Here is a 19,978-nt window from a genome sequence, read left to right on the forward strand (position 1 = left end):
CATGGCCAAGCGGCTGGATCTCAAGGACGTCAACATCTATTACGGCGCGTTCCATGCCGTTGCCGAGGTTTCGCTGTCGGTGCAGCCGCGCAGCGTGATGGCTTTCATCGGCCCGTCGGGTTGCGGTAAGTCGACGGTGCTGCGGACGCTGAACCGCATGCACGAGGTGATCCCCGGCGCTCGCGTCGAGGGCTCGGTGCTGCTCGACGGTGAGGACATCTACGGCGCCGGGGTGGACCCGGTGGGTGTGCGCAAGACGATCGGCATGGTGTTCCAGCGTCCGAACCCGTTCCCCACCATGTCGATTCGTGACAACGTGGTGGCCGGTCTGAAACTGCAGGGCGTGCGCAACAAGAAGACCCTGGACGAAGTGGCGGAACGCTCTCTGCGCGGCGCCAACCTGTGGAACGAGGTCAAGGACCGCCTGGACAAGCCGGGCGGTGGCCTGTCCGGTGGTCAGCAGCAGCGGTTGTGCATCGCCCGCGCGATCGCGGTGCAGCCCGATGTCCTGCTGATGGATGAGCCCTGCTCGGCGCTCGACCCGATCTCCACGCTGGCCATCGAGGACCTGATCTCCACGCTCAAGCAGGATTTCACGATCGTCATCGTCACGCACAACATGCAGCAGGCCGCCCGGGTGAGCGATCAGACCGCGTTCTTCAACCTCGAGGCCACCGGCAAGCCCGGCAAGCTGATCGAGATCGACGACACCGAGAAGATCTTCTCCAACCCCACCCAGAAGGCCACTGAGGACTACATCTCGGGCCGCTTCGGCTGAGTCTCCCCCCCACATTTCTCCCGCGAGCAGACTCGGACTCGCACTATCTGACTCGAAAACGTGCGATTTCACGTCTGCTCGCGAGGGATCAGGGTGTGAGCACGACGCGGGTTCCCGAGGGCTCGCCGCCGGCCCAGACCTCGGCAACGTCGGCCAATGTCCTTGGCTGGGTGCGTAATTCGAGCCGGCTGTCGGCGACCATCTGAAACAACTCCGGCAGCGCGTCGGTACGGGCCTTGATCAGGACCTCGGGTGGGACACTGCCGATGCCGACCCCGGTCAGGGTGATCCCGGTGCCGCGCAGCACCCCGGCGTCCAGGGGCAGCGTCGGCCCCGCCATCGACCCGATCTGCACGAACCCGGTCGGGTGGTAGTGCGCGGCCGGATGGGCGCCGGCCAGGGCGGTGAGCACCTCCGCGGCGAGCTCGCCCCACAGGTAGTCGAGCACTGCGTCGAACGGGCGCTCGGCGTGCATCTGAGCGACCACGGCACCCAGGTCCTGCTCGCCCATGGCGATGGTCGCGTGCGCCCCGGCCGACCGCAGCCACGCAAGCCGCTCGGTGTTGCGTCCGGCCGCTACCACCATCCCGGCGCCGAACATGGCCGTGGCCAATTGCACTGCCATCGAACCGGTTACGCCGGTGGCGCCCAGTACGAGTACGTGATCGCCGGGCTTGACGGCCGCGGCGTGCGACAGTGCGGTCCAGGCCGAGATACCCGGATTGGGCAGCGCGGCGGCAGTCACCGAGTCGACGTGCTCAGGGATCTCGACGCCACCGGCTGGCTGCACCAGCGCGCGCTGCGCCATCATGCCGGAGGACCCCAGCGCACCGGTGTAGATCCGACGGCCGTCGGCGAGCCGGGCGATGCCGTCCACGCCGGGAATGGCTGGGAGCTGAATCTCCTTGCTGGCGTAGTGCTTTCCTGACACCAGGGCTCGGGTGAGGTTGGTCAGGGCCGACGCCTCGACCTCGGCCACCTCGGCTCCGTCGCGTGCTTCGGGCTCAGGGACCTCGGTGTAGACGGGGTGTCGCCCCCACTCGGTGACCACGGCAGCCAACATGGCGACTCCTTTGGTTTCTGAAGATATGGTTTCTATGGAAACAATCTACGCATCGCCGCGGTCGGTGGCAAGATGGTTTCCGTGAAAACCAAACTCGAGCTGATCGACGCCATCACGGCACTGATCGCCACGGTGGGCGATCGGCTCGGTAACGACGGCGACGGCGACGGCGACGCGGAGCGTGATTTCATGGCCGCCGGATGCCCGCAGCGCCTGCAGCAGTTGGTGCGGACGCTACCCACGTCCTCGATGCACCTGCTGGCAGAGATCGCCGAAGGTCCGGTCAGTGTCGTCGGGCTGGCGGCGCGCTCCGGCCGGCTCAAGGGCACGGTCTCCAAGCATGTGCAGCGACTCGTGGAGGCGGGCCTCGTCGTCCGTACGCCGGTGCCCGGCAACCGCAAGGAAATCGAGCTCGGTCTGACCGCGGACGGAGAACTGGTCGCCGACGTGCACCGGAGGATGCACGACGAGATGAACCGCGGGGCCCGTGACTTCCTGCTCCGCTACAGTGGGGCTGACCTGCAGGTATTGGTGAAGATCCTGGGGGACCTGGCCGGGGCGCACAAGGACGGGGTCCGCCTCGTGCCGCCCGACCGGGCCTGAGTTCTACTTCGAGGAAACGGAGTCGTCTTCCGGGTAGGAGCCGGTGACCTGGAAGATGACCCGACGGGCCACCTCGACGGCGTGATCGGCGAAGCGCTCGTAGAAGCGGCTCAGCAACGTCACGTCGACGGCAGCGGTCACGCCGTGCTTCCACTCCCGGTCCATGAGCACCGAGAACAGGTGGCGATGCAGGTCATCCATCGCATCGTCTTCCTCCTGGATCCGCGCGGCCTTCTCCGGATCCTGGGTGAGCAGCACCTCACGCGCAGCGTGTCCCAATTCGACCGCCACCCGGCCCATCTCGGCGAAGTAGCCGTTCACTTCCTCCGGCAGCACGTGCTGCGGGTGGCGTCGGCGTGCGATCTTCGCCACATGCAGTGCCAGCGCGCCCATCCGGTCCACATCGGCGACGATCTGAATCGAACCCACCACGGAGCGCAGATCACCGGCAACCGGCGCCTGCAGCGCGAGCAACACGAACGCAGACTCCTCGGCCTGGGTGCTCAGCGTGCTCATCTGGTCGTGATCGCTGATCACCTGTTCGGCAAGTGCCAGATCGGCCTGCAGCAGCGCCTGGGTGGCGCGCTCCATCGCGGTACCCGCCAACTCGCACATGGCTCCGAGTTGGTCCGTGAGTGAATGCAGCTGCTCGTGGTATTGGGTACGCATGCTGCAAGATTAGGCGGTCAGCGGCCGTGTCGTCACGATGCAACGGTGAACGAACGGTGAATGCCGTCCATGCGGGTCACCGGCTTATTCGCAGGTGGTGTCCGCGGCGTTGGTGACGGTCAGGTCCTCGGGCAGATGCGTCGGGCTGGCGCCGGTGCCCTTCAGCACGTGCACCTGCACTTCCGACCCGCTCGGGGTCGGGGCGTTCACCGTGTAGAAATCAGAGCCCAGCACCACCTGCACCACGCTGCCCATGCCCGTCACCCGCTCGATGGTCGGGTTGGTGAAGGAGCTGGCCACGGTCGCGGCCGCCTCCTCGTTCCCGGGGGAGAAGAACACCGTGGTCGCCGGAAGCGTGCTCGGGTAGTCGTCGGGGGTGTTGACGTTGAAGCCGTGTTCCTGCAGTTCGGTGGCCGCCGTGGAGGCCAGGCCGCTCTGGCCCGTCGAGTTCGACACCTGCACCGTGACCTGCTGCGGTTCGGTGGTGATGGCGTTGACCATCTCACCACTGTCGGTGGCCGGCGCCGGCGCCGGAACCGACGAGGGCGTCGCTGATGCTTCGGGGGGAGCGGCAGCCTGGACGGACGATGTCGCCGATTCGGGAGTGCCCGGGACCGGGGTGTTGTCCGGGTTCTTCTCACCAGGGAGCGGGTCGTCGTTGATGATCGCGTCGAACAGGGAACGCATGTCGTCGGTTCGCGGGACCTCGTTGCCGTACTCGTCGGCGTAACCCACGGTCGGCACCGTCACGAACGTGATCCGGCCCGCGTTCACCCCTTGGACCGACTGCCCGAGGTCGACGAGGTCCCTGGTCCTGATGTTGTCGACGAAGCTGTCGCTGATGAACATGTTGACCACGTTGTTCAGCTTGTTCAGCGAGAAGAAAGTGTCCCGGGAGATGAGCGTCCGCAGGAGCGACGAGAGGAACAGCTGCTGTCGTTTGATGCGGCCGTAGTCCCCGTTGTACTCGGTGGTGACCTGGCGGGCCCGCACGTAGTTCAGCGCGGTGTGGCCGTCGATCGTCTGACGACCGGCGTTGGCCAGCACGGTGCCCAGCTCGTAGTCCTCAAGCGGGGTGGTGCTGCACACCTCTATCCCCCCGAGCGCGTCGACCATTTTCGAGAAGCCGGCGAAGTCGACGGCCATGAACCGGTTGATGGAGAGGCCGGACAGCTTCTGGATCACCTTCACCAGGCATTTCGGACCGCCGAAGGCGAACGCCGAGTTCAGCTTGGTTTCGGTGTAGACCTCGTCCGGGCCGTAGGTCTCGGTCTCTTCGTCGTACAGCGGACCATAGGTCGCGGTCTCGGCGCTCCAGGGCTCGCACTTCATCGGAGTGATCGAGAGGTCACGCGGGAACGACACGGCGACCACACGTCGCCGGTCGGCGGGGATGTTGACCAGCATGATCGTGTCCGACCGGGCGCCACCGGCGTCCTCGGTGCCGCCGGCGCCCATGCCGCCGTTTTCACCGAACCGGCTGTCGGTGCCGACGATCAGGAAGTTTTCGTCACCGAACTGAGCGTTGGGGTCGACGATGTCGCGCGAATTGAGGTCGAGCGCGGCCACCTTGTTGAGGCTGTTGTTCTTCGAGCTCTGCCACTGCCAGGCCCCGCCGGTCAGCACCAGGGTGAGGACCGCGAGCATCGCCGCGGCGGCTCGGCCGGCCAGCATCACGCGGCGGTTGATCGGTGGCCGCACCCGTTCGATCTCGTCGGTGTCGGCGCGATCGTGCTCGGAATCGTGCTCGTCCGCCGAGGTCGGGCGGACCCGCCACGACGGGCGTGCCTTGGGTACGTCGTACTCGTAGACCGCCAGGGCCGGCAATACGTCGGTGTTCTCGACGTCGATCTCGCGGTGATCCGGCGAGGCCTCGAACGGCTCCTCGAAGCGTTCCTCGAAAGGTTCCGGGTAGTCCTCGGCCTCGGGAGAATGCCGGGGTTCGTCGAGTTCGGCGTCGATCCGCACCGCTTCGATCACGTCGGTCGGGTCGGGCACCCGCGGGCGGACGTACGCCGGTGCGTACGCGGGTTCAGGTTCGACTTCGAGCTCGGGTTCAGGGTCCGGCTCTGGCTCCGGGTCCCAGGCGTGGGCGGGCTCGAGGTCTGGCTCTGGCTCCGGGTCCCAGGCGTGGGCCGGCTCGAGTTCTGGCTCGGGCTCGTCGGGTTCCAGCCGATGACGGGTCGGTGCGTATCCGGTTCCGGCGACCTTGGCGATCAGATCGGCGACAGTTACCCCGTCGGCGTGACTGCCGGTGGGCTCATCGAGGGGCGAATCATCGGGTGAAGGCGGATCCTGGCGTTCCCACGGCGCGGCGCCTGGCAAAGGCTCCCGGGATCGGGTAATCCATTGGTTGTCCGACGAATCCTCCGGAGCGCGGCGCCGACGGCCGGGAGTGGCGTTATCACCGTCACTCATGTCGTTACCGGCCTCCGACTCTTCGAACTAGTGCATGCGCGTCGGTGCGCATCGTTCCTGCGTTGTGTGAATGGGTGCTGCTGAGGTTTTCTCCTCATCTCTTCTAGCAGCACTGTGCCGGACTGGCTACCTGAGCCGGCCGCGGCAAGGTTTTCATCGTACTGAGCGACCCTGAGCCTGAGCTAGACCCAACCCGGTGACAGTGCCGTCTCGATGTCATCTCGGAGCGAGCCCAGCTCAGCCCCCGGAATGCATCACGTCGGCTCCGGCCGGCACCGCGCAGTCGTCGGGATCGTCGAGCCACCCCTCCGGCAAAGACACCGAGGCGGCCGAACCCTGGCGCCCACGCGGACCGGTGGCCGCGGGCGGGAACGGGGCGTCGCCGTCCAGTTGGTCGAGCAGCGCGTCGAGTTCGGCCCGGGTCTTGACGAGCGCCAGTCCACGCCGCAGGTCGGCGCCGGCGGGGAACCCGTGCATGTACCAGGCCACGTGCTTGCGGATATCGCGCATGCCCTTGTCCTCGCCGAAGTGGTCGCTGAGCAACTCGCCGTGGCGGCGCACGATGTCGGCCACCTCGCCCAGGTTCGGCGGGGTGGCAGCGGGGCGCCCGTTGAAGGCCGCCGAGAGTTCGGCGAACAGCCATGGCCGCCCCAGGCAGCCGCGGCCGATCACCACGCCGTCGCACCCGGTCGCGGCCATCATCGCCAGTGCGTCGTCGGCTTCGAAGATGTCGCCGTTGCCCAGCACCGGAATGCTGGTGACATGGGCCTTGAGTGCCGCGATCTGATCCCAGTCGGCCGTGCCCGAATAACGTTGTGCCGCAGTGCGGGCGTGCAGTGCGACGGCTGCCGCGCCTTCCTCGGCGGCGATCCGTCCCGCGTCCAGGTGGGTGTGGTGGGCGTCGTCGATGCCGATCCGGAACTTCACCGTCACCGGAATATCGGTGCCTTCGACACCACGGACCGCGGCCGCCACGATCTGACCGAACAGGCGCCGCTTGTACGGCAGGGCCGATCCGCCGCCACGCTTGGTGACCTTGGGCACGGGGCAGCCGAAGTTCATGTCGATGTGGTCGGCCATGCCCTCGTCGGCGATCATCTTGGCCGCGAGGTAGGTGGTCTCCGGGTCGACGGTGTAGAGCTGCAGCGACCGCGGTGATTCGTCGGGCCCGAACGTCGTCATGTGCAGGGTCACCGGATGGCGCTCGACCAGGGCCCGGGCGGTGACCATCTCGCAGACATAGAGGCCGCTGACGGTGCCGGCACGGGCGATCTCGAGCTCGCGGCACAGTGTGCGGAATGCCACATTGGTCACCCCGGCCATCGGGGCGAGTACGACCGGGCTTGGCAACGCGAACGGCCCGATCCGCAGCTGGGATCGGGCCGACGCTGCAGTTGCAGGAGGCGTGGCGGTCAGGGTCATGAAGACGAAGACGACACCAACAGGTTCTTCATGGCCTTCTTCTCGGCCACCTTGCGCTCGCGCTCCAGGCGACGCTCCTTGGCCACCTCGAACTTGTCGCAGGCGTCCTCGAGCTCCTCGACGATGCGGCCGATGTCGTCACGCAGGCGTGCACCCTCGCCCGTGAAGTCCTCGCGCTCGAAGATGCGCCACTTGCGCAGCACCGGCATCACCACGTCGTCCAGGTGGATGCGCGGGTCGTAGACGCCACCGACCGCGATGATGACGGCCTTGCGGCGGAAGTCGGGCACGGTGTACCCGGGCATCTTGAAGTTGTCCAACACCCGGTGCAGCGAGGCCATGCCCTGGTTGGGGGCAATGTCCAGGCCGGCCGCCGAGACGTCGCGGTAGAAGATCATGTGCAGGTTCTCATCGGCCGAGATGCGCTGCAGCAGTTGGTCGGCGATCGGATCGTCGCAGGCCTTGCCGGTGTTGCGGTGGCTGACACGGGTCGCGAGTTCCTGGAACGACACGTACATGACCGAGTCGAACAGGCTCTCGGCGAACAGATCGCCCTGCTGGTTCTGGCCAGGCGAGAAACCGCGGGTGACCTGCTCGACGCGCAGTTCCTCCAGCTCGACCGGGTCCACCGCGCGGGTCACCACGAGGTAGTCGCGCAGGGCGATGCCGTGGCGGTTCTCCTCGGCGGTCCAGCGGTTGACCCAGTTGCCCCAGGCGCCGTCCATGCCCATGTTCATCGCAATCTCGCGGTGATACGAGGGCAGGTTGTCCTCGGTGAGCAGGTTCTGAATCATCGCGGTCCGGGCAACCTCGGACAGCTTGGACTGCTCGGGATCCCAGTCCTGCCCGCCTAGTGCGTAGTAGTTCTTGCCGTCCGACCACGGAATGAAGTCGTGCGGATTCCAGTCCTTACGCATCCGCATGTGGCGGTTGATGCTGGTCTCTACGACAGGCTCGAGTTCATGCAGCAGCTGCAGGTCGGTGTATTCCTGCGACATGTGCTCCACCCTCCTCGCGTCTCGGGGACGCTCAGTTATCTGTACCTGTTGGTAGCAGTCAATATATCTGTGTAACTCGGTGACATCAAGTTGCCCCGCTGGTGTTGCGTGAGCCCTGTTTCGCGAGCCCTGCGCCGCGTGCGATGCGCCGGTAGGATCCGCACGAACATCTGTCGGATACCCACGCTCGGAGGTTGGGCACACGTGAAAATGTTTGTCGTCGGCGCCGGAGCCGCGTTCGCCACCGGTGCGGCCGTATCCCTGCTGTTCGGTGCCGGCATGGCAGCCGCCGCCCCTGACGTGGTGGGTCAGACCTACTCGGACGCCTCGAGCGCGATCGAGGATAGCGGTTCCAGCGCCAAGGTGGCGGTCACCGTGGGAAGCAAGCTGTCCCAGGGGGATTGCATCGTCACCAACGCGTGGGACGCACCGTTCGTGCGTGACGGTAGTCACGCCTCCGGCGAGGTCATGGTCGCCCTGAACTGCGACGGCGCTCATGCCAGCGCCAACCATCCCGGCGCTTCGGTCGCCAGCCCGGCGGGCCGCGAGGCCAAGGCTGCTGACGATCTCGAGGAAGCGAAGCAGGCGTACGCCGAGCAGCAGGCCCAGCTCGCCGAGCAGGAAGGGCTTGCCGAGGCCAGCACCCCCGACGAGTAAGGGTTAATTACTCGATGTGAGCCCCGCTGCCGACTAAAATCCAGGTCAGCTCCCAAAGAGTGTTGCCGTGACACCTTGTCGCGGACCGCGGGGTTGCTGACACGTACGGCCGGAAGCGCCGTCGCCCCACCTCTCCGGGAGAGATCGCCGGACGGGGAAGGTCGGGCCATATGAAGATCGCGATCGGGTTCGGAAGCGCTATCGGCATGTCCGCGGCGGGTTTTGCGTTCGCGGTGATGGGGGCGGGGGCGGCTCAGGCGGCGCCGGACGTCGTAGGGCAGACATACAGTGACGCGGTCAGCACCATCGAGGACGGTGGCGGCACGGCGCACGTCGCGGTGACCGTGGGCAGCCGGTTGCCGCGTGACGAGTGCATTGTCACCAACGCCTGGACCGTGCGCCAGCTGGTGCCGCAGACCTCCGACACGTACTACGAATACCGCGAGGACGTGACAGAGGTGTCGCTCAACTGCGACGGTGACCACGCCACCGAGGCTCACCCCGGTGCGTCCATCGCCAGCCCGGCCGGACGTGAGGCCAAGGCTGCCGAAGACGAGGCCGCGGCCGCCGAGCAAGCACCGATCGCCGAGGCCAGTACCCCCGACGAGTAGCCGGGGACCTCGGGAAGTCTGCTCAGAAACTGCCGATGCGCCCGAGGAGCATGTCGACGCAGTAGTCGATGAACTGTTCGCGGCTGGCCGGCAGCCTCTCGTCGAGGTAGGCGCTGAACAACGCCGTCAGTGCTCCGATCAGGCTGGTGGCGACCATGGCCTGGCGCACCGGGTCGGCGATGCGGGTCAGTTTGCGCTGCAGCAGTCCGATGAAGTTGGGCATCCATTCCGCGCCCGAGCGGGTCAGCACCGGTTCGGATTCCGGGGCCAGCAGCAGCACGCGGCCCTGGGTGGGGTCGTCCACCATCAGTGCGACGAAACGCTCGACCGCGTCGCGGGGCGTAGCCGCCGTGGTCAGGGCCGACATCGCCCGGGCGCAGACGTCGTCGTAGACGGCCCGGACGAACGTGTCACGGTCGCTGAAACTCTCGTAGAAGTAGCGTTCGGTGAGTTCGGCCGCACGGCAGACGGCGCGGACGGTCAGGGCCGGGCCCTCGGCTTTGCCGAGTAGGCCGACCCCCGCTGCGATCAGCTCGTCGCGACGACGGGCCGCGCGTTCCTGCAGCGGAACGCCCGACCATCGGCCGCGTCGTTGACCGGATGGCACATCTACTCCTAAGCTCTGATGACAACGTGTGTAGTCACAATTGAAACAGGACCTTCGTTCTGCCGGCAGAAAGCGCACCTGTGACACAAGATACTTCTGAGACATGCCCGGTGACCAGCGGTTCCGATGCGGTGGCGGCGGGTTGCCCAGCTGCCCCGGGCGGGTACGAGGCACCGCCGATACCCCTCGGGCCGGATTCGCTGACGTGGAAGTACTTCGGTGACTGGCGCGGCATGCTGCAGGGTCCGTGGGCCGGTTCGATGCAGAACATGCATCCGCAACTCGGTGCGGCCGTCGAGGAGCACTCGATCTTCTTTCAGGAGCGCTGGCCCCGGCTGCTGCGCTCGCTGTACCCCATCGGCGGCGTCGTGTTCGACGGCGATCGGGCGCCGCAGACCGGCGCCGAGGTGCGCGACTACCACGTCAACATCAAAGGCGTAGACGCTCAGGGGCGCCGCTATCACGCGCTGAATCCCGAGGTCTTCTACTGGGCGCATTCGACGTTCTTCGTCGGCACGATCATCGTTGCCGACCGGCTCGCGGGCGGGATCTCCGAGGCCGAGAAGCGGCAGCTCTTCGAGGAGCACAAGCAGTGGTACTCGATGTACGGGATGAGCATGCGCCCCGTACCGGAGACCTGGGAGGACTTCCAGGTCTACTGGGAACACATGTGTTGCAACGTGTTGGAGAACAACACCGCGGCCCGTGAGGTCTTGGATCTGTCCGAGCTGCCCAAGCCGCCGTTCGCGTCGAAGATGCCCGACTGGATGTGGGCGCTGCAGCGCAAGTATGTGGTGCACCCGCTGTTCGTCTGGTTCACCGTCGGTCTGTATCACCCAGCGGTGCGCGAACTGATGGGCTACACCTGGTCGGAGCGCGACGAGAAAGTACATCGCCTGTTGGGCAAGGTGATTGGCAAGGTGTTCGCAATGGTGCCGCGTCGGCGCCGCATGCATCCGCGGGCGCGCACCGCGTGGGATCGGGTCACCGGCCGTCTCCCGGCGAACGCACCGCTGGTGCACACGCCGGCCCGCAACTTGCCGCCAATCGGCCACCGCGACAACGGGATGCACTACTGCCCGAAGGTCTGAGCGGACCGCCTCAGCGCCCGACGAACGGGGCGTTCTGTGGGCAGTAGACCTTGACCGCACCCCGGACCAGGTTTGCCGCCTGGTGCTTGTCGATGCCCGCCTGGTTCATCAGCTGGCTGATCACTCCACGCACCGTGCGGGCGGGCTCGATCTTGCCCTTCGTCAGCGCGTCGCAGACGCCGCGACCGACCTGGCCGGCCTCCTCGGCGGACGTGGTGGGGATTTTCAGGTCGTTGACGATCGTGAAGAACTGGTCGTCCTGAGTGTCCGCGTGGGCCGGCGCGACCCCGAATGCGGCGCTGGCCGCGAGCGCGGCGGCGCCGAGCGCGGTCGCCATGGCTCGAGTGCGTAGGCGCCGGGAGAACATGCTGCTGACTCCTTCATGCTGTCGACCTCGACCGTGAACATGATCGTGAGGTTTCTCGGCGATCTCGCCATCTTCGTTACGTTGGGCCGTCCGACCTCAGTGCACCACGATAAACGGCCCTGGCCCACGCCGCGCGGGCCGCGTCGTCGCGTCGCGCCCGTGAGGGGGCCGTAGCGGCTCGGCTACGCGTCTGAAATTGGGCGGCAACGACGCCAGGCGAGGCTGGCCCCATGACGACCATCTATGACCAGATCGGCGGAGGAGAGGCACTCGAGACCGTCGTTGAGGACTTCTATCGGCGGGTGCTCGCGGACGACGAGCTGGCCGGGTTCTTCACCGGGACCAACATGGCCAGGCTCAAGGGCAAGCAGGTCGAGTTCTTCGCCGCGGCACTGGGCGGCCCCGTGCCCTACAGCGGCGCACCGATGCGTCAGGTCCATCAAGGGCGCGGCATCACGATGCATCACTTCAAACTGGTGGCAGGCCACCTCGCCGACGGCCTCGCCGGTGCCGGAGTGCCTGAACCGATCGTGGGCCAGATCATCGCCGCGATCGCTCCGATGGCCGACGAGATCGCGACGGCGCGCAGCGCGTAATCCGCTGGAGCGCGGAGCGCGTGAACCGCACCGTGACCCGCCTTGCGGCGGGTGTGTGGTGCCCCCAGTAGGGCTCGAACCTACGACCTGCGGATTATCAGGTCGGAACTTGAGAGCGAACTTGCGGAAGTAGCTTACGAAGTTCCGGACAGGCACGTCGCGTGAACGCCAACAGCCGACTCCGAGCAATGCCACTCGACAGTGGCAATCGTGATGACGTTGTGATCGCAAAGACCTGTGAAGGCGAATGGCAGGCCACCAAACTGACGGCCATGAAGGTTAGTCATGCTCAACACCCATTGATCCAGGAGTGGGAGCTCTGGCAATACGCCGCCCGGAGGTCGCCCGTCACGATCACCGAGCGCATCAGGGTCATCGCGCAGTTTGCCGAGGAAACTGGTGTTTCCCCTGTTTCGGCACAACCTATAGATCTCATGAGGTGGTTGGCCCGCCACACGGAGTGGTCCCAGTCGACCGCAGCCACCTACCACTCTTATCTCCGGGCGTGGTTCAAATGGTTGAACGTGATGGATCACAGGGCCGGCGATCCGATGTTGAAGTTGCCGGCACCGCGTTACCCCGATCGTGTTCCACGCCCCGTGCCAGATGCAGACCTCGTAGACCTACTGATGACCCGGATGCACCACCGAACACGCGTGATGATCCTCCTCGGGGCGTTGGCTGGAATGCGCGTCTCCGAGATCGCGCGGGTCCGCGGCGAGGACATCGACGTCACCGGCCCCCGGATCTACGTGCTGGGCAAGGGCGGGTCGAAAAACTGGCTTCCGTTGCATCCGCTGCTAGTCGATGCCTCCCTCACGATGCCGCGCCGCGGCTGGTGGTTCCCGTCCAACCGCCGCCGTCCGGGCGATCATGTCCGCGGCAAGGGCGTCTCGGACATCATCGGTGATGCGATGCGTCGAGCCGGCGCCCGCGGAACTGCGCACAGCCTGCGGCATTGGTTGGGCACGACGGTTCTGGATGACGGTGCGGACTTGCGCACGGTGCAAGAGCTCCTGCGCCACCGATCGGTCGCCACCACGCAGATCTACACCAAGGTCCCCGATGTGCGTCGGCACGACGCCATCAATCGGCTCGATCCATTCCGTGGCCTTCCTCGCGACATCGAGGAATCCGTGGCATAGGTTCCGCGTCGCGCTCGCCGCCGATGGCACTACGATCCTGCGCATGACAAAGCCTGCAGCCCGCCGACTGGAGACTGTTGAGGCCGAGTTGCGCACCCTGGCGGCGTACCGAGCTGCATGCGCTGAGAGTGGCGACCCGGTGCGCTCCATGTCAGTGGTTGATCCGCTACTCGATGAATGGTTACGAGCGGACGGCAGCGGGCCCAGCGAGGGGCCTACAGTCGGCGGATAGCGCCGGCCCGTAGACCGGGGTATCGCACTCGCGGCACCGCCAAGAGGTGTGACCGCCTCGAATCCCACGTGAGCACGGCGCGTGTCCGACGAGCACCCGGCCACCGGTGAGTGGATGCCCATTTGGGCAACGCCTGGGCGCCAGGGTCATCCAGCGACCTTCGGTGGTGGGGACCAGGTCGCCGACGTGAAGCATGAGTCACAGCTTACGGTGACGTCACTTTTGTGACAGAAATCGCAACACGCCATTCACTGGTGGCACTAAGCTTCAGCAAAGTTGGACTTGCCCTCAGCCTGAAGCCAGGCTGAGGGCAAGTCCCGTGCGGACACGGGGAAGCGAGAGCTGGGTATGGCGAACGGGCAGTGGCCAATCATCGACGTTCCACTCAAGGACCTTGTGCTTGACACGAAGAACGTGCGAATCGCTGTCGAGAATCTCGATGAACAGGGAATCGCGACCTATCTGTGCGAGGCCGAGGACCTTCTCGGTCTCGCGCGCGATCTTCTCCGCGATGGCTATATCGATAACGAGATGCCGCTCGTTGTGTCTGAAGACGGCAAATACACTGTGTTGGAAGCTAATCGTCGCGTTGCCGCGTTGAAGGGTATGCGCGATCCGGAGCTTTTGGGCAGGTTTGGATCCGTGATGGACCGTTTGCTCAGTCGCTTTCCGGACGCTAACCGCCCATCCGAGATTCGCGTGATGGTGGCACCATCACGGGCTGCCGCTCAACCGGTACTTGCTCGACTTCATACGGGAAAGCCGAAACGGTCCTGGCTCCGCGAACAGCAGGCAGTCTTTTTCCATGCCCAGCTCTCGGAGACGACTTCGGTGGACGACCTGCGTACGTCCTATCCGAGAGAGTCCGGCAAAATCGTTGGCTTCATCCGTATGGGGGAGATGCGGGATCTCATCCGGTCCGTGCGGTACAACGACAGGGACCTGGAGGAGTTCGTCAAGTCGAGTCAGCTCAAGATGACTTCCTTCGAATATGCCTATGACCGACCTCGTATCCGTGAGTTACTCGGACTGGAGTTCGATGACGACGGAATCTTGCGAACGAAAAAGCTGAACGCTGGGCAACTTCGCGGACTGATGTACTTGCTCGGAAGATTCAAGGACGGAACGCTCAACACCCGCTCGAACGAACTCAAGGAGCGTCACCCCGACCACGTTTTGTTCGTGGACCGGTTGTCGCGGGTTATCTCGGGTGAGCAAGGGAACGCGACGTCGGCCGACGATACCCCGCAGGAGTCCGAGGGTTCGAACGAAGGTACACAGGGCGGCGGTGGCGGCAGCGGAGCAGGCCAGGGCTCCGGCGAGGCTTCTGATGCGAATGCATCGGGCTCAGGCGGCGGTCAGAGGAATGGCAACCAGGATTCAGGTGATGACGGGAGCGCATCGGGCGCCAGCTCGCGGGCACCGAACCGTGGCGATACTCTCGCTCGGCTGGACTTCACAGGTTTCGAGTACAACGGAAATTCGGCTGGTCTGCGTCGGCGGTTGGAGGAGTTGAGACGTCTCGACCTTCGCGATTTCCCTAATGCCGCACATGATCTGGTTCGCACGGTTTTCGAGTGCGCGATCAAGGATTATTTCGCCCGGCTGGGTAAGCCGTTGGGGGACAAGATGCTTAAGGGATGCGTCGAGGAGCTGGGTAAGGAGTTCCAAAGCGATCGACGCATGACCGGCCTCATCAATTCGATTAATCGCAGAGGCAAGATGACAGCCGATCAGTATGCCGGCACGGCGTATTCACTTAACGCGAGCAATCATGATCCCGACTCGTTCGTACGAGCGGCGGACGTGCATGAGGCGTGGGAGCGCATCAAGCCGATCGTTGTGACGATTCTTGGCTGAAGGTTGGATCCAGCTGGTTGGCGAGCGTTATCGAGACCGGGTCCGACGCGATCATTAGCTCTTGAGCTTTGCCTGGACGGTTGGCGCTGTAGGTCAGCTGGTAGTCGTGGACGTCATGGTGGCGGTACAGGCGCCGAATGAAATCCGATGGGTCGTAGGTGAGTACCCAGTTGCCGTTGCGTTCTTCGCTCAGAAGCTGGGCGAGATCGGCGTGGTCGCGGTGCGTAAATGCGTTGAGGTACAGGCTTCCTCCCATGTCGACGTAGGGAGGGTCGATGTAGATGAACGATGATTTCTTGCGTATGTAGCGGCGGATGACTGACATCCCGTCGACACTGAGAACAGTGATTCGATCTGCGAGCGCTCCGATTGCAAGTATGCGTTCTGCCAACTGTTTTCGGTTGTAGCGTGCATCGATTTTGTAGTTGCCGGTTTGTTTGACGCCGCCGATTGGGCCAGCGTTCAAGATACCGGATCTGTTGGTGCGGTTGAGGTAGAAAAAGGCGAATCCTAGTGCGAATGGATCAGATTCGTCAGCCTGGCGGTAGATCGCTTGCTGAGTTCGCCATTCGTCGACGTTCAGCGGGGCGTCCAGTACCGCGGAGGCAAATTCTTCGGGGTGCTCAGTGACTGACTTCCAGAAGGAGTACACAGCGGGGTCGATGTCGTTGATGACAAGCCTGCGCACCAGGCCCTTTTGGAGAAGCACTATGCCGGCGCCGACGCCGCCCGCATAGGGCTCGATGTATGTGGTGGAGCGGATCCCGACGCGCTTGATGATGTCGGCAAAGAAGCCGGCGAGTGCGGCTTTGCCTCCTGGGTACCGAAGGGGACTGACTGCCGCGCTGCGATTTTCGGCCCTGATGGTCAACGGCGCCGGCGTAGTTCTTGTCGCCACTGAAGCATTCCTATCTGGCCGGGCTATGTCCTTACGTGCGCGTGAGCGGCAGGCCCGAACGCGGCATGAAGATGAACAGTAGCGGGCGCCGCGGCGACCGGTGAAGGGGCTTGCGCAACTGAGACATTTCTGTGTCTTCCCGGCGCGACGCATCTGCTCATGGCGGAGTTCACGGATTTGCTTGTCCAACTCACTGTCTGACAAGTTCGCTAACCCTTCCACGTAACGATTGTATCCGTTACATAGTGCTTGATCTGGCGATACGTAGATGCTGGCCCCAGAACTCCGCGCGGGTACGGTTCGCACGTCAATCCCCACTTTTCTATTTGCAGCGCCGCTTGTCGCCCTCGATGCGCTCTTGGCGTTCGGTGCGCATCTCTTCGCGGATGCCGCCGATGTCTCGGGCCTGGTTGATCTGCGTTCGCCGTATGTCGCCCAGCGCCCTCTCCATGCGGTCCATCTGATCGCGCAGATTTTCCTCGTCGGGGTGGTCGTTCTTGACCTCACCCCGAACGACTTTGACGTCCTGCTTGACCACCTCCACTTGCGTGCTGACAGCGTCAACTTTCTCGGCGGCCTGGGCGATGACGGCGCGGTCCTCGGATCGGCCGGCCTTGCCCTTGTGCTGGCCGTAGAACAGCGCGGCGAGACTTGCCAGCTGCACGACCACCACGCCGAGGAATGCCCAGGCGTTGTCGACCTGGCTCATTCGGCGGTGGCATTCGAGCTCTGCACCGTCTTGGCCGCGGCGGTGGTGATGCCGAGGACCTGGGCGACAGCGGCGGCCACGAGCGGCCAGTTGACGCCGGTGGCGATGCCGTACCAGGTCAGGACCGCCGCGAGCGGCACGATCAGCCCGTAGAGGGCTGCCCGCCAGCTCGACGTGGCGTAGAGAACCGCGAACAGCAGTGTCACGGTAGAGATCCCGAACTGCGACCACACGAGCGCCTCGTCCTGGGCGAGGACCCCGCCGGCCCACAGCATCAGGAACAGCCCGGAGATGGCGCGATACCAGCCTTCGCGTTGGGCCGGGTTGATCTTGGCGGCGAGGGCACCGAGCCAGCCGGGCAGCTTCACGACCGGGGTTGCGGATTGATCGACCATTGGTGTGTTGCGCCTTTCAGTTGCGAACCGGCGCGCGGCCGGCCCAATCGCGGACGTGTTGGATTGCCAAACCGAGGTAGGTCTGCCCAGGCCAGACCTCCCAGGCGTGGTAGTTGATGTGCGCGGCAGTGCCGGATGCCGCGAACTTGAGCGCGATGATCGCGCCTTGCACCGCGGCGGCCGGCCCGGTCAGCTGGCCGCCGGCTGGCCCGATCAGTCCGGTCAGGGTCGATGCGAGGACCGGCAGCAGCACGCCGGCCATCGCAGCGGGGTTGCCGGTCATCGCTCCGGCGCCGAGCTGGGCGAGCAGCGGGGTCGAAACCCCAGCCTCGAGGAGAACCTTCGGGATGGCCGCGATGATGGCCTGCAGCGTGCCGAGCGGGTCGGAGAGCTGCGTGTTAGTGACAGCCTGGTAGATCGCGGTCATGATGTCCCCGGCGTCCCCGAGCGGCACGTTGGCGTACATGTCGTCGGGGTGTGCGAGGTCGCACCAGTCCCAGGTGCAGCACGCTTGCGGCAGTTGGAAGTCGGAGATGCCGCGGCCGTTCGGTATGGAACCGAGGTAGTAGGTGTGCCCGAATGCCCGCGACGGGCCGCCGATGGTGAAGCCGCACACGTAGTTCTGTCGGTATGCGGCGAGCGGGCCCCCGGGCTCCAGCTCGGCGCGCAGCATCGCAGCGACGATCGCGCCGAGCGAGTATCCGCCGAGGATGAAGGTCCGTCCGGATTGAATCTCGCGCCGCCCGCTGGCTACGCCGATCTGGATGGCCTTCTGCGCGGACGGTGTGCCGGCCGCGCCGGGTGGCAGGCCGCCCATGCTGGCGGGGAAGTCGGGGTTGCGTTCCTCGACCAGGTCGGCCGCCCCTTGGCAGACCTGGGACACGTAGTCCTGGCCGATGATTCCGCCGGTGCCCCTGAACACGATGCCGAGGTGCCGTGGTTTGGCCGGCACCGGCGCGGCCTTGACGAGTGCGCCGTATTCCTCGTGGGTGACCACGACGCCCGGCGGTGGTGCCGGCAGACTGCGGCGGCGCCGGTATTCGGCGGCCACCTTGGCGTCGTCGTCACCGATCCAGCCGTCGACCTTCAGCGGGCCGCCAGCATCCGACAGGGCGTAGGCCGGCGCGAACGCGACGATGGCCCGCTGCCAGGCCATCGCCTCGGCGGCCTGGGCGCCGCCGTACCGCAGCACGGTCATCTCAGATGTCCGCGCCGAGCAGCTTGCCGATCGCGTTGCGCACGGTCAGCGGCCGGCCCTGCTTGTCGTTGCCGATCGCCGGCCACGTGGGATCGCCGGTGCCGAGCTGTGCGCGGATCTCCTTGGTATCGGCGGCAATCTGTTCGAGCAGCTGCCGATCGGAGAGCGGGGGTGCGGTCACGGGCGGTACCTCCTGTGGTTGGAACGACAGGCCGAGAGCCGCCAGGGTGGCGGGGCCGGCGATGCCGTCGATGGTGAGGTTGGAGCGGGATTGGAACTCGCGGACGACTGCAGCTGTGGCGGGCCCGAATTCGCCGTCGATGATGAGATTCGAGTAGGCGGGGAACCAGAGATTGAGCCGCGTCTGCAGTTGGAGTACTCGGTCACCGGTGTTCTCGTAGTCCTCGCCGAGGTACACCGCGCCGGGAGCGGTTGGCGTTGTGGGCGTGGTGGTTCCGGTGCCGACGATCGGTCCAGGAAGGTAGAACCAGTCGTGAAACATCGGGTGGTTGTAACCGCGAGCCGGGCCCCCACACTGTTGGCCGTAGCTGCCCGACGATTCGATGTTGACGCCCAGTAGGGTGCACGCCATGTGAGAGTTGGCGCCGCCGCCGGGACCGTGCTGCAAGCCGATGCGCAGCGCGGCGTCTGCCGGAATGTCTGCCGGACGGGCAACGCGGATGGTGCCGAAGGGGCCCTTACTGCCCGGGCCGCCAACGTAGCGATACGACTCGGTCGAGATTCCGTGGCGAGACCACGTCATCTTGATGCCGTTCGCGAGCCCGTCGAGCGTGTGCGTGACGATCCCGCTGCAGTCGGTGGTCCGGGCGAGATTGGTTGGATGCCAGACACCGCCGTAGCCGTAGGCCCGATCGTCGCGGGCCCGGGCGTTGCCCATGGCGTAGTCGGCGTTGGCGCGGAGAACAGACATGTCGTATTCCTTTCGGGCACAACAGAAACCCCGGTCACCGATGGCGCCGGGGCGAACGATTTAGCGAGAGTTGAGAGTTAGAAGGGGGCGATGGTGTCGCGGTCGAGCAGAACGCTGATCGGCCAGACCCCGTAGCAGAACGCGGCGGCGGCTACGCCGAACACCGCAGCGCCGATGGACACACCGAACGCGAGTGCTCGGGTCATGGCCACGTGCCGGCGGGCCAGTCCTTGACCTCGGCGGTCGTGGCCCAGTGGCCACCATTGACGGGGTGCATGACACCCCAACGGTCCTCAGCGGACTGAACGGCTACCGCGCCGAACATGTGCGACTCAGTGTCCATGCACTGCTTGACTTCTGGACGTTCCATTTCCAGTCATTCCTTTCAAGTGTTCCTACGGTCGGGGCGTGTAACGGGTCAGGAAATCGGAGGTACTGAGCACAGACAGCCGGTTGTTGTCCCACACAAGAACCCGGTCCAGCACGAGCGTCACGGGGTTCACGCCGTTCTTGCTGATCTGTAGCGTCACAGTGTCGATGACCTGCTCCGAGGTACCGGGGTTCTCACCTTCGGCCGGCACGGCGGGAATGATGACGCGATTAGCGTTCAGATCGACGTTGTAATTGATCCCCAACATGAGCGTGAGAATCCGGGGCAATTTGTCGATCGTATCGAAATGCTCGTAGGTCACTTCATATGAATTCGTGTCCGCCTGCGGCATTGTTATTC

At 65.2% G+C, this 19,978-nt stretch carries 23 protein-coding genes; 8 read left to right on the forward strand and 15 right to left on the reverse strand.

The genetic code is table 11. The features are described 5' to 3' along the window. Position 1: 1 nt before the first annotated feature. Complete coding sequence (gene pstB, locus AC4ELH_RS31300) at positions 2-778, forward strand: phosphate ABC transporter ATP-binding protein PstB (protein ID WP_055117691.1); 777 nt, start codon at positions 2-4, stop codon at positions 776-778. An 88-nt stretch (positions 779-866) separates the two neighbouring features. On the opposite strand, the gene AC4ELH_RS31305 is transcribed toward pstB, so the two are convergent. Then, positions 867-1,841 (reverse strand): quinone oxidoreductase family protein, encoded by a 975-nt coding sequence (locus tag AC4ELH_RS31305; protein ID WP_498888645.1) that lies wholly within the window; start codon positions 1,839-1,841, stop codon positions 867-869. Between the two features lie 81 nt (positions 1,842-1,922). On the opposite strand from AC4ELH_RS31305, the gene AC4ELH_RS31310 reads away from it, so the two are divergent. Further along, the gene (locus AC4ELH_RS31310; RefSeq protein ID WP_448447476.1) at positions 1,923-2,444 is read left to right on the forward strand and encodes a MarR family winged helix-turn-helix transcriptional regulator; all 522 of its coding nucleotides are present in this window, start codon (positions 1,923-1,925) and stop codon (positions 2,442-2,444) included. Positions 2,445-2,447: 3 nt separating this feature from the next. On the opposite strand, the gene phoU is transcribed toward AC4ELH_RS31310, so the two are convergent. The 4 genes from phoU to AC4ELH_RS31330 form a co-directional block, all read right to left on the reverse strand. Next, complete coding sequence (phoU, locus tag AC4ELH_RS31315; RefSeq protein ID WP_064884804.1) at positions 2,448-3,113, reverse strand: phosphate signaling complex protein PhoU; 666 nt, start codon at positions 3,111-3,113, stop codon at positions 2,448-2,450. Between the two features lie 84 nt (positions 3,114-3,197). Next, positions 3,198-5,531 carry an LCP family protein gene (locus AC4ELH_RS31320; RefSeq protein WP_448447474.1) on the reverse strand — a complete coding sequence of 778 codons (2,334 nt, stop codon included), beginning with the start codon at positions 5,529-5,531 and terminating at the stop codon, positions 3,198-3,200. 237 nt (positions 5,532-5,768) lie between these two features. Beyond that, entirely contained in the window at positions 5,769-6,953 is a 1,185-nt protein-coding gene (dusB, locus tag AC4ELH_RS31325; RefSeq protein WP_110777516.1) for a tRNA dihydrouridine synthase DusB, read from the reverse strand. Further along, positions 6,950-7,951, reverse strand: coding sequence for an acyl-ACP desaturase (locus AC4ELH_RS31330; protein ID WP_064884807.1), 1,002 nt, complete (start codon positions 7,949-7,951; stop codon positions 6,950-6,952). The genes dusB and AC4ELH_RS31330 overlap by 4 nt, the downstream gene beginning before the upstream one ends. A 210-nt stretch (positions 7,952-8,161) precedes the next feature. Between AC4ELH_RS31330 and AC4ELH_RS31335 the strand changes: the two genes are divergently transcribed. Continuing rightward, positions 8,162-8,608, forward strand: a complete 447-nt coding sequence (locus AC4ELH_RS31335) for a hypothetical protein (RefSeq protein WP_064884809.1) — start codon at positions 8,162-8,164, stop codon at positions 8,606-8,608. 170 nt (positions 8,609-8,778) lie between these two features. Continuing rightward, entirely contained in the window at positions 8,779-9,219 is a 441-nt protein-coding gene (locus tag AC4ELH_RS31340; protein WP_064884811.1) for a hypothetical protein, read from the forward strand. A gap of 22 nt (positions 9,220-9,241) precedes the next feature. Here AC4ELH_RS31340 and AC4ELH_RS31345 read toward each other — a convergent pair whose 3' ends face one another. Then, positions 9,242-9,826: a TetR/AcrR family transcriptional regulator gene (locus AC4ELH_RS31345; RefSeq protein WP_055117677.1), complete on the reverse strand. Its 585-nt coding sequence runs from the start codon at positions 9,824-9,826 to the stop codon at positions 9,242-9,244. An 80-nt stretch (positions 9,827-9,906) separates the two neighbouring features. Here AC4ELH_RS31345 and AC4ELH_RS31350 point away from each other — a divergent pair, with 80 nt between their 5' ends. Beyond that, entirely contained in the window at positions 9,907-10,917 is a 1,011-nt protein-coding gene (locus tag AC4ELH_RS31350) for an oxygenase MpaB family protein (protein ID WP_498888650.1), read from the forward strand. Positions 10,918-10,927: 10 nt separating this feature from the next. Here AC4ELH_RS31350 and AC4ELH_RS31355 read toward each other — a convergent pair whose 3' ends face one another. Continuing rightward, a complete protein-coding gene (locus AC4ELH_RS31355) occupies positions 10,928-11,254 on the reverse strand; it encodes a DUF732 domain-containing protein (protein ID WP_498888652.1) in 327 nt (108 codons plus the stop codon). 260 nt (positions 11,255-11,514) lie between these two features. Here AC4ELH_RS31355 and AC4ELH_RS31360 point away from each other — a divergent pair, with 260 nt between their 5' ends. From AC4ELH_RS31360 to AC4ELH_RS31370, 3 genes are all read left to right on the forward strand, one after another. After that, positions 11,515-11,880 (forward strand): group I truncated hemoglobin, encoded by a 366-nt coding sequence (locus AC4ELH_RS31360; protein WP_498888654.1) that lies wholly within the window; start codon positions 11,515-11,517, stop codon positions 11,878-11,880. Positions 11,881-12,509: 629 nt separating this feature from the next. Next, positions 12,510-13,025 (forward strand): tyrosine-type recombinase/integrase, encoded by a 516-nt coding sequence (locus AC4ELH_RS31365; RefSeq protein WP_498889507.1) that lies wholly within the window; start codon positions 12,510-12,512, stop codon positions 13,023-13,025. Positions 13,026-13,605: 580 nt separating this feature from the next. Beyond that, positions 13,606-15,117 (forward strand): hypothetical protein, encoded by a 1,512-nt coding sequence (locus tag AC4ELH_RS31370; RefSeq protein ID WP_498888656.1) that lies wholly within the window; start codon positions 13,606-13,608, stop codon positions 15,115-15,117. Here the strand turns inward: AC4ELH_RS31370 and AC4ELH_RS31375 are convergent. From AC4ELH_RS31375 to AC4ELH_RS31410, 8 genes are all read right to left on the reverse strand, one after another. After that, positions 15,086-15,988, reverse strand: coding sequence for a DNA adenine methylase (locus tag AC4ELH_RS31375; RefSeq protein ID WP_498888658.1), 903 nt, complete (start codon positions 15,986-15,988; stop codon positions 15,086-15,088). The genes AC4ELH_RS31370 and AC4ELH_RS31375 overlap by 32 nt on opposite strands. Positions 15,989-16,337: 349 nt before the next feature. Then, positions 16,338-16,724, reverse strand: a complete 387-nt coding sequence (locus tag AC4ELH_RS31380) for a hypothetical protein (protein ID WP_497429779.1) — start codon at positions 16,722-16,724, stop codon at positions 16,338-16,340. After that, positions 16,721-17,119, reverse strand: a complete 399-nt coding sequence (locus tag AC4ELH_RS31385; protein ID WP_498888660.1) for a phage holin — start codon at positions 17,117-17,119, stop codon at positions 16,721-16,723. The genes AC4ELH_RS31380 and AC4ELH_RS31385 overlap by 4 nt, the downstream gene beginning before the upstream one ends. A 16-nt stretch (positions 17,120-17,135) precedes the next feature. Continuing rightward, entirely contained in the window at positions 17,136-18,317 is a 1,182-nt protein-coding gene (locus AC4ELH_RS31390; RefSeq protein ID WP_498888662.1) for a hypothetical protein, read from the reverse strand. 1 nt (position 18,318) lies between these two features. Then, positions 18,319-19,248, reverse strand: coding sequence for a peptidoglycan-binding domain-containing protein (locus tag AC4ELH_RS31395; RefSeq protein ID WP_498888664.1), 930 nt, complete (start codon positions 19,246-19,248; stop codon positions 18,319-18,321). 77 nt (positions 19,249-19,325) lie between these two features. Beyond that, complete coding sequence (locus AC4ELH_RS31400; RefSeq protein WP_498888666.1) at positions 19,326-19,454, reverse strand: hypothetical protein; 129 nt, start codon at positions 19,452-19,454, stop codon at positions 19,326-19,328. Next, the gene (locus tag AC4ELH_RS31405) at positions 19,451-19,618 is read right to left on the reverse strand and encodes a hypothetical protein (protein WP_498888668.1); all 168 of its coding nucleotides are present in this window, start codon (positions 19,616-19,618) and stop codon (positions 19,451-19,453) included. The genes AC4ELH_RS31400 and AC4ELH_RS31405 overlap by 4 nt, the downstream gene beginning before the upstream one ends. A 25-nt stretch (positions 19,619-19,643) precedes the next feature. Continuing rightward, positions 19,644-19,970, reverse strand: a complete 327-nt coding sequence (locus AC4ELH_RS31410) for a hypothetical protein (protein WP_498888670.1) — start codon at positions 19,968-19,970, stop codon at positions 19,644-19,646. Between the last annotated feature and the right edge of the window lie 8 nt (positions 19,971-19,978).

It is taken from the genome of Mycobacterium shunyiense (assembly GCF_058270075.1).

Bases quoted from the DNA above. Each gene is read 5' to 3' on its own strand.
- AC4ELH_RS31305 (WP_498888645.1), bottom strand. From the start codon at position 1,841: ATGTTGGCTGCCGTGGTCACCGAGTGGGGGCGACACCCCGTCTACACC.
- AC4ELH_RS31385 (WP_498888660.1), bottom strand. From the start codon at position 17,119: ATGGTCGATCAATCCGCAACCCCGGTCGTGAAGCTGCCCGGCTGGCTC.
- AC4ELH_RS31355 (WP_498888652.1), bottom strand. From the start codon at position 11,254: ATGGCGACCGCGCTCGGCGCCGCCGCGCTCGCGGCCAGCGCCGCATTC.
- AC4ELH_RS31395 (WP_498888664.1), bottom strand. From the start codon at position 19,248: ATGTCTGTTCTCCGCGCCAACGCCGACTACGCCATGGGCAACGCCCGG.
- dusB (WP_110777516.1), bottom strand. From the start codon at position 6,953: ATGACCCTGACCGCCACGCCTCCTGCAACTGCAGCGTCGGCCCGATCC.
- AC4ELH_RS31390 (WP_498888662.1), bottom strand. From the start codon at position 18,317: ATGACCGTGCTGCGGTACGGCGGCGCCCAGGCCGCCGAGGCGATGGCC.
- AC4ELH_RS31380 (WP_497429779.1), bottom strand. From the start codon at position 16,724: ATGAGCCAGGTCGACAACGCCTGGGCATTCCTCGGCGTGGTGGTCGTG.
- AC4ELH_RS31370 (WP_498888656.1), top strand. From the start codon at position 13,606: ATGGCGAACGGGCAGTGGCCAATCATCGACGTTCCACTCAAGGACCTT.
- AC4ELH_RS31320 (WP_448447474.1), bottom strand. From the start codon at position 5,531: ATGAGTGACGGTGATAACGCCACTCCCGGCCGTCGGCGCCGCGCTCCG.
- AC4ELH_RS31330 (WP_064884807.1), bottom strand. From the start codon at position 7,951: ATGTCGCAGGAATACACCGACCTGCAGCTGCTGCATGAACTCGAGCCT.
- AC4ELH_RS31405 (WP_498888668.1), bottom strand. From the start codon at position 19,618: ATGGAACGTCCAGAAGTCAAGCAGTGCATGGACACTGAGTCGCACATG.
- phoU (WP_064884804.1), bottom strand. From the start codon at position 3,113: ATGCGTACCCAATACCACGAGCAGCTGCATTCACTCACGGACCAACTC.
- AC4ELH_RS31340 (WP_064884811.1), top strand. From the start codon at position 8,779: ATGAAGATCGCGATCGGGTTCGGAAGCGCTATCGGCATGTCCGCGGCG.
- AC4ELH_RS31365 (WP_498889507.1), top strand. From the start codon at position 12,510: ATGACCCGGATGCACCACCGAACACGCGTGATGATCCTCCTCGGGGCG.
- AC4ELH_RS31360 (WP_498888654.1), top strand. From the start codon at position 11,515: ATGACGACCATCTATGACCAGATCGGCGGAGGAGAGGCACTCGAGACC.
- AC4ELH_RS31335 (WP_064884809.1), top strand. From the start codon at position 8,162: ATGTTTGTCGTCGGCGCCGGAGCCGCGTTCGCCACCGGTGCGGCCGTA.
- AC4ELH_RS31410 (WP_498888670.1), bottom strand. From the start codon at position 19,970: ATGCCGCAGGCGGACACGAATTCATATGAAGTGACCTACGAGCATTTC.
- pstB (WP_055117691.1), top strand. From the start codon at position 2: ATGGCCAAGCGGCTGGATCTCAAGGACGTCAACATCTATTACGGCGCG.
- AC4ELH_RS31400 (WP_498888666.1), bottom strand. From the start codon at position 19,454: ATGACCCGAGCACTCGCGTTCGGTGTGTCCATCGGCGCTGCGGTGTTC.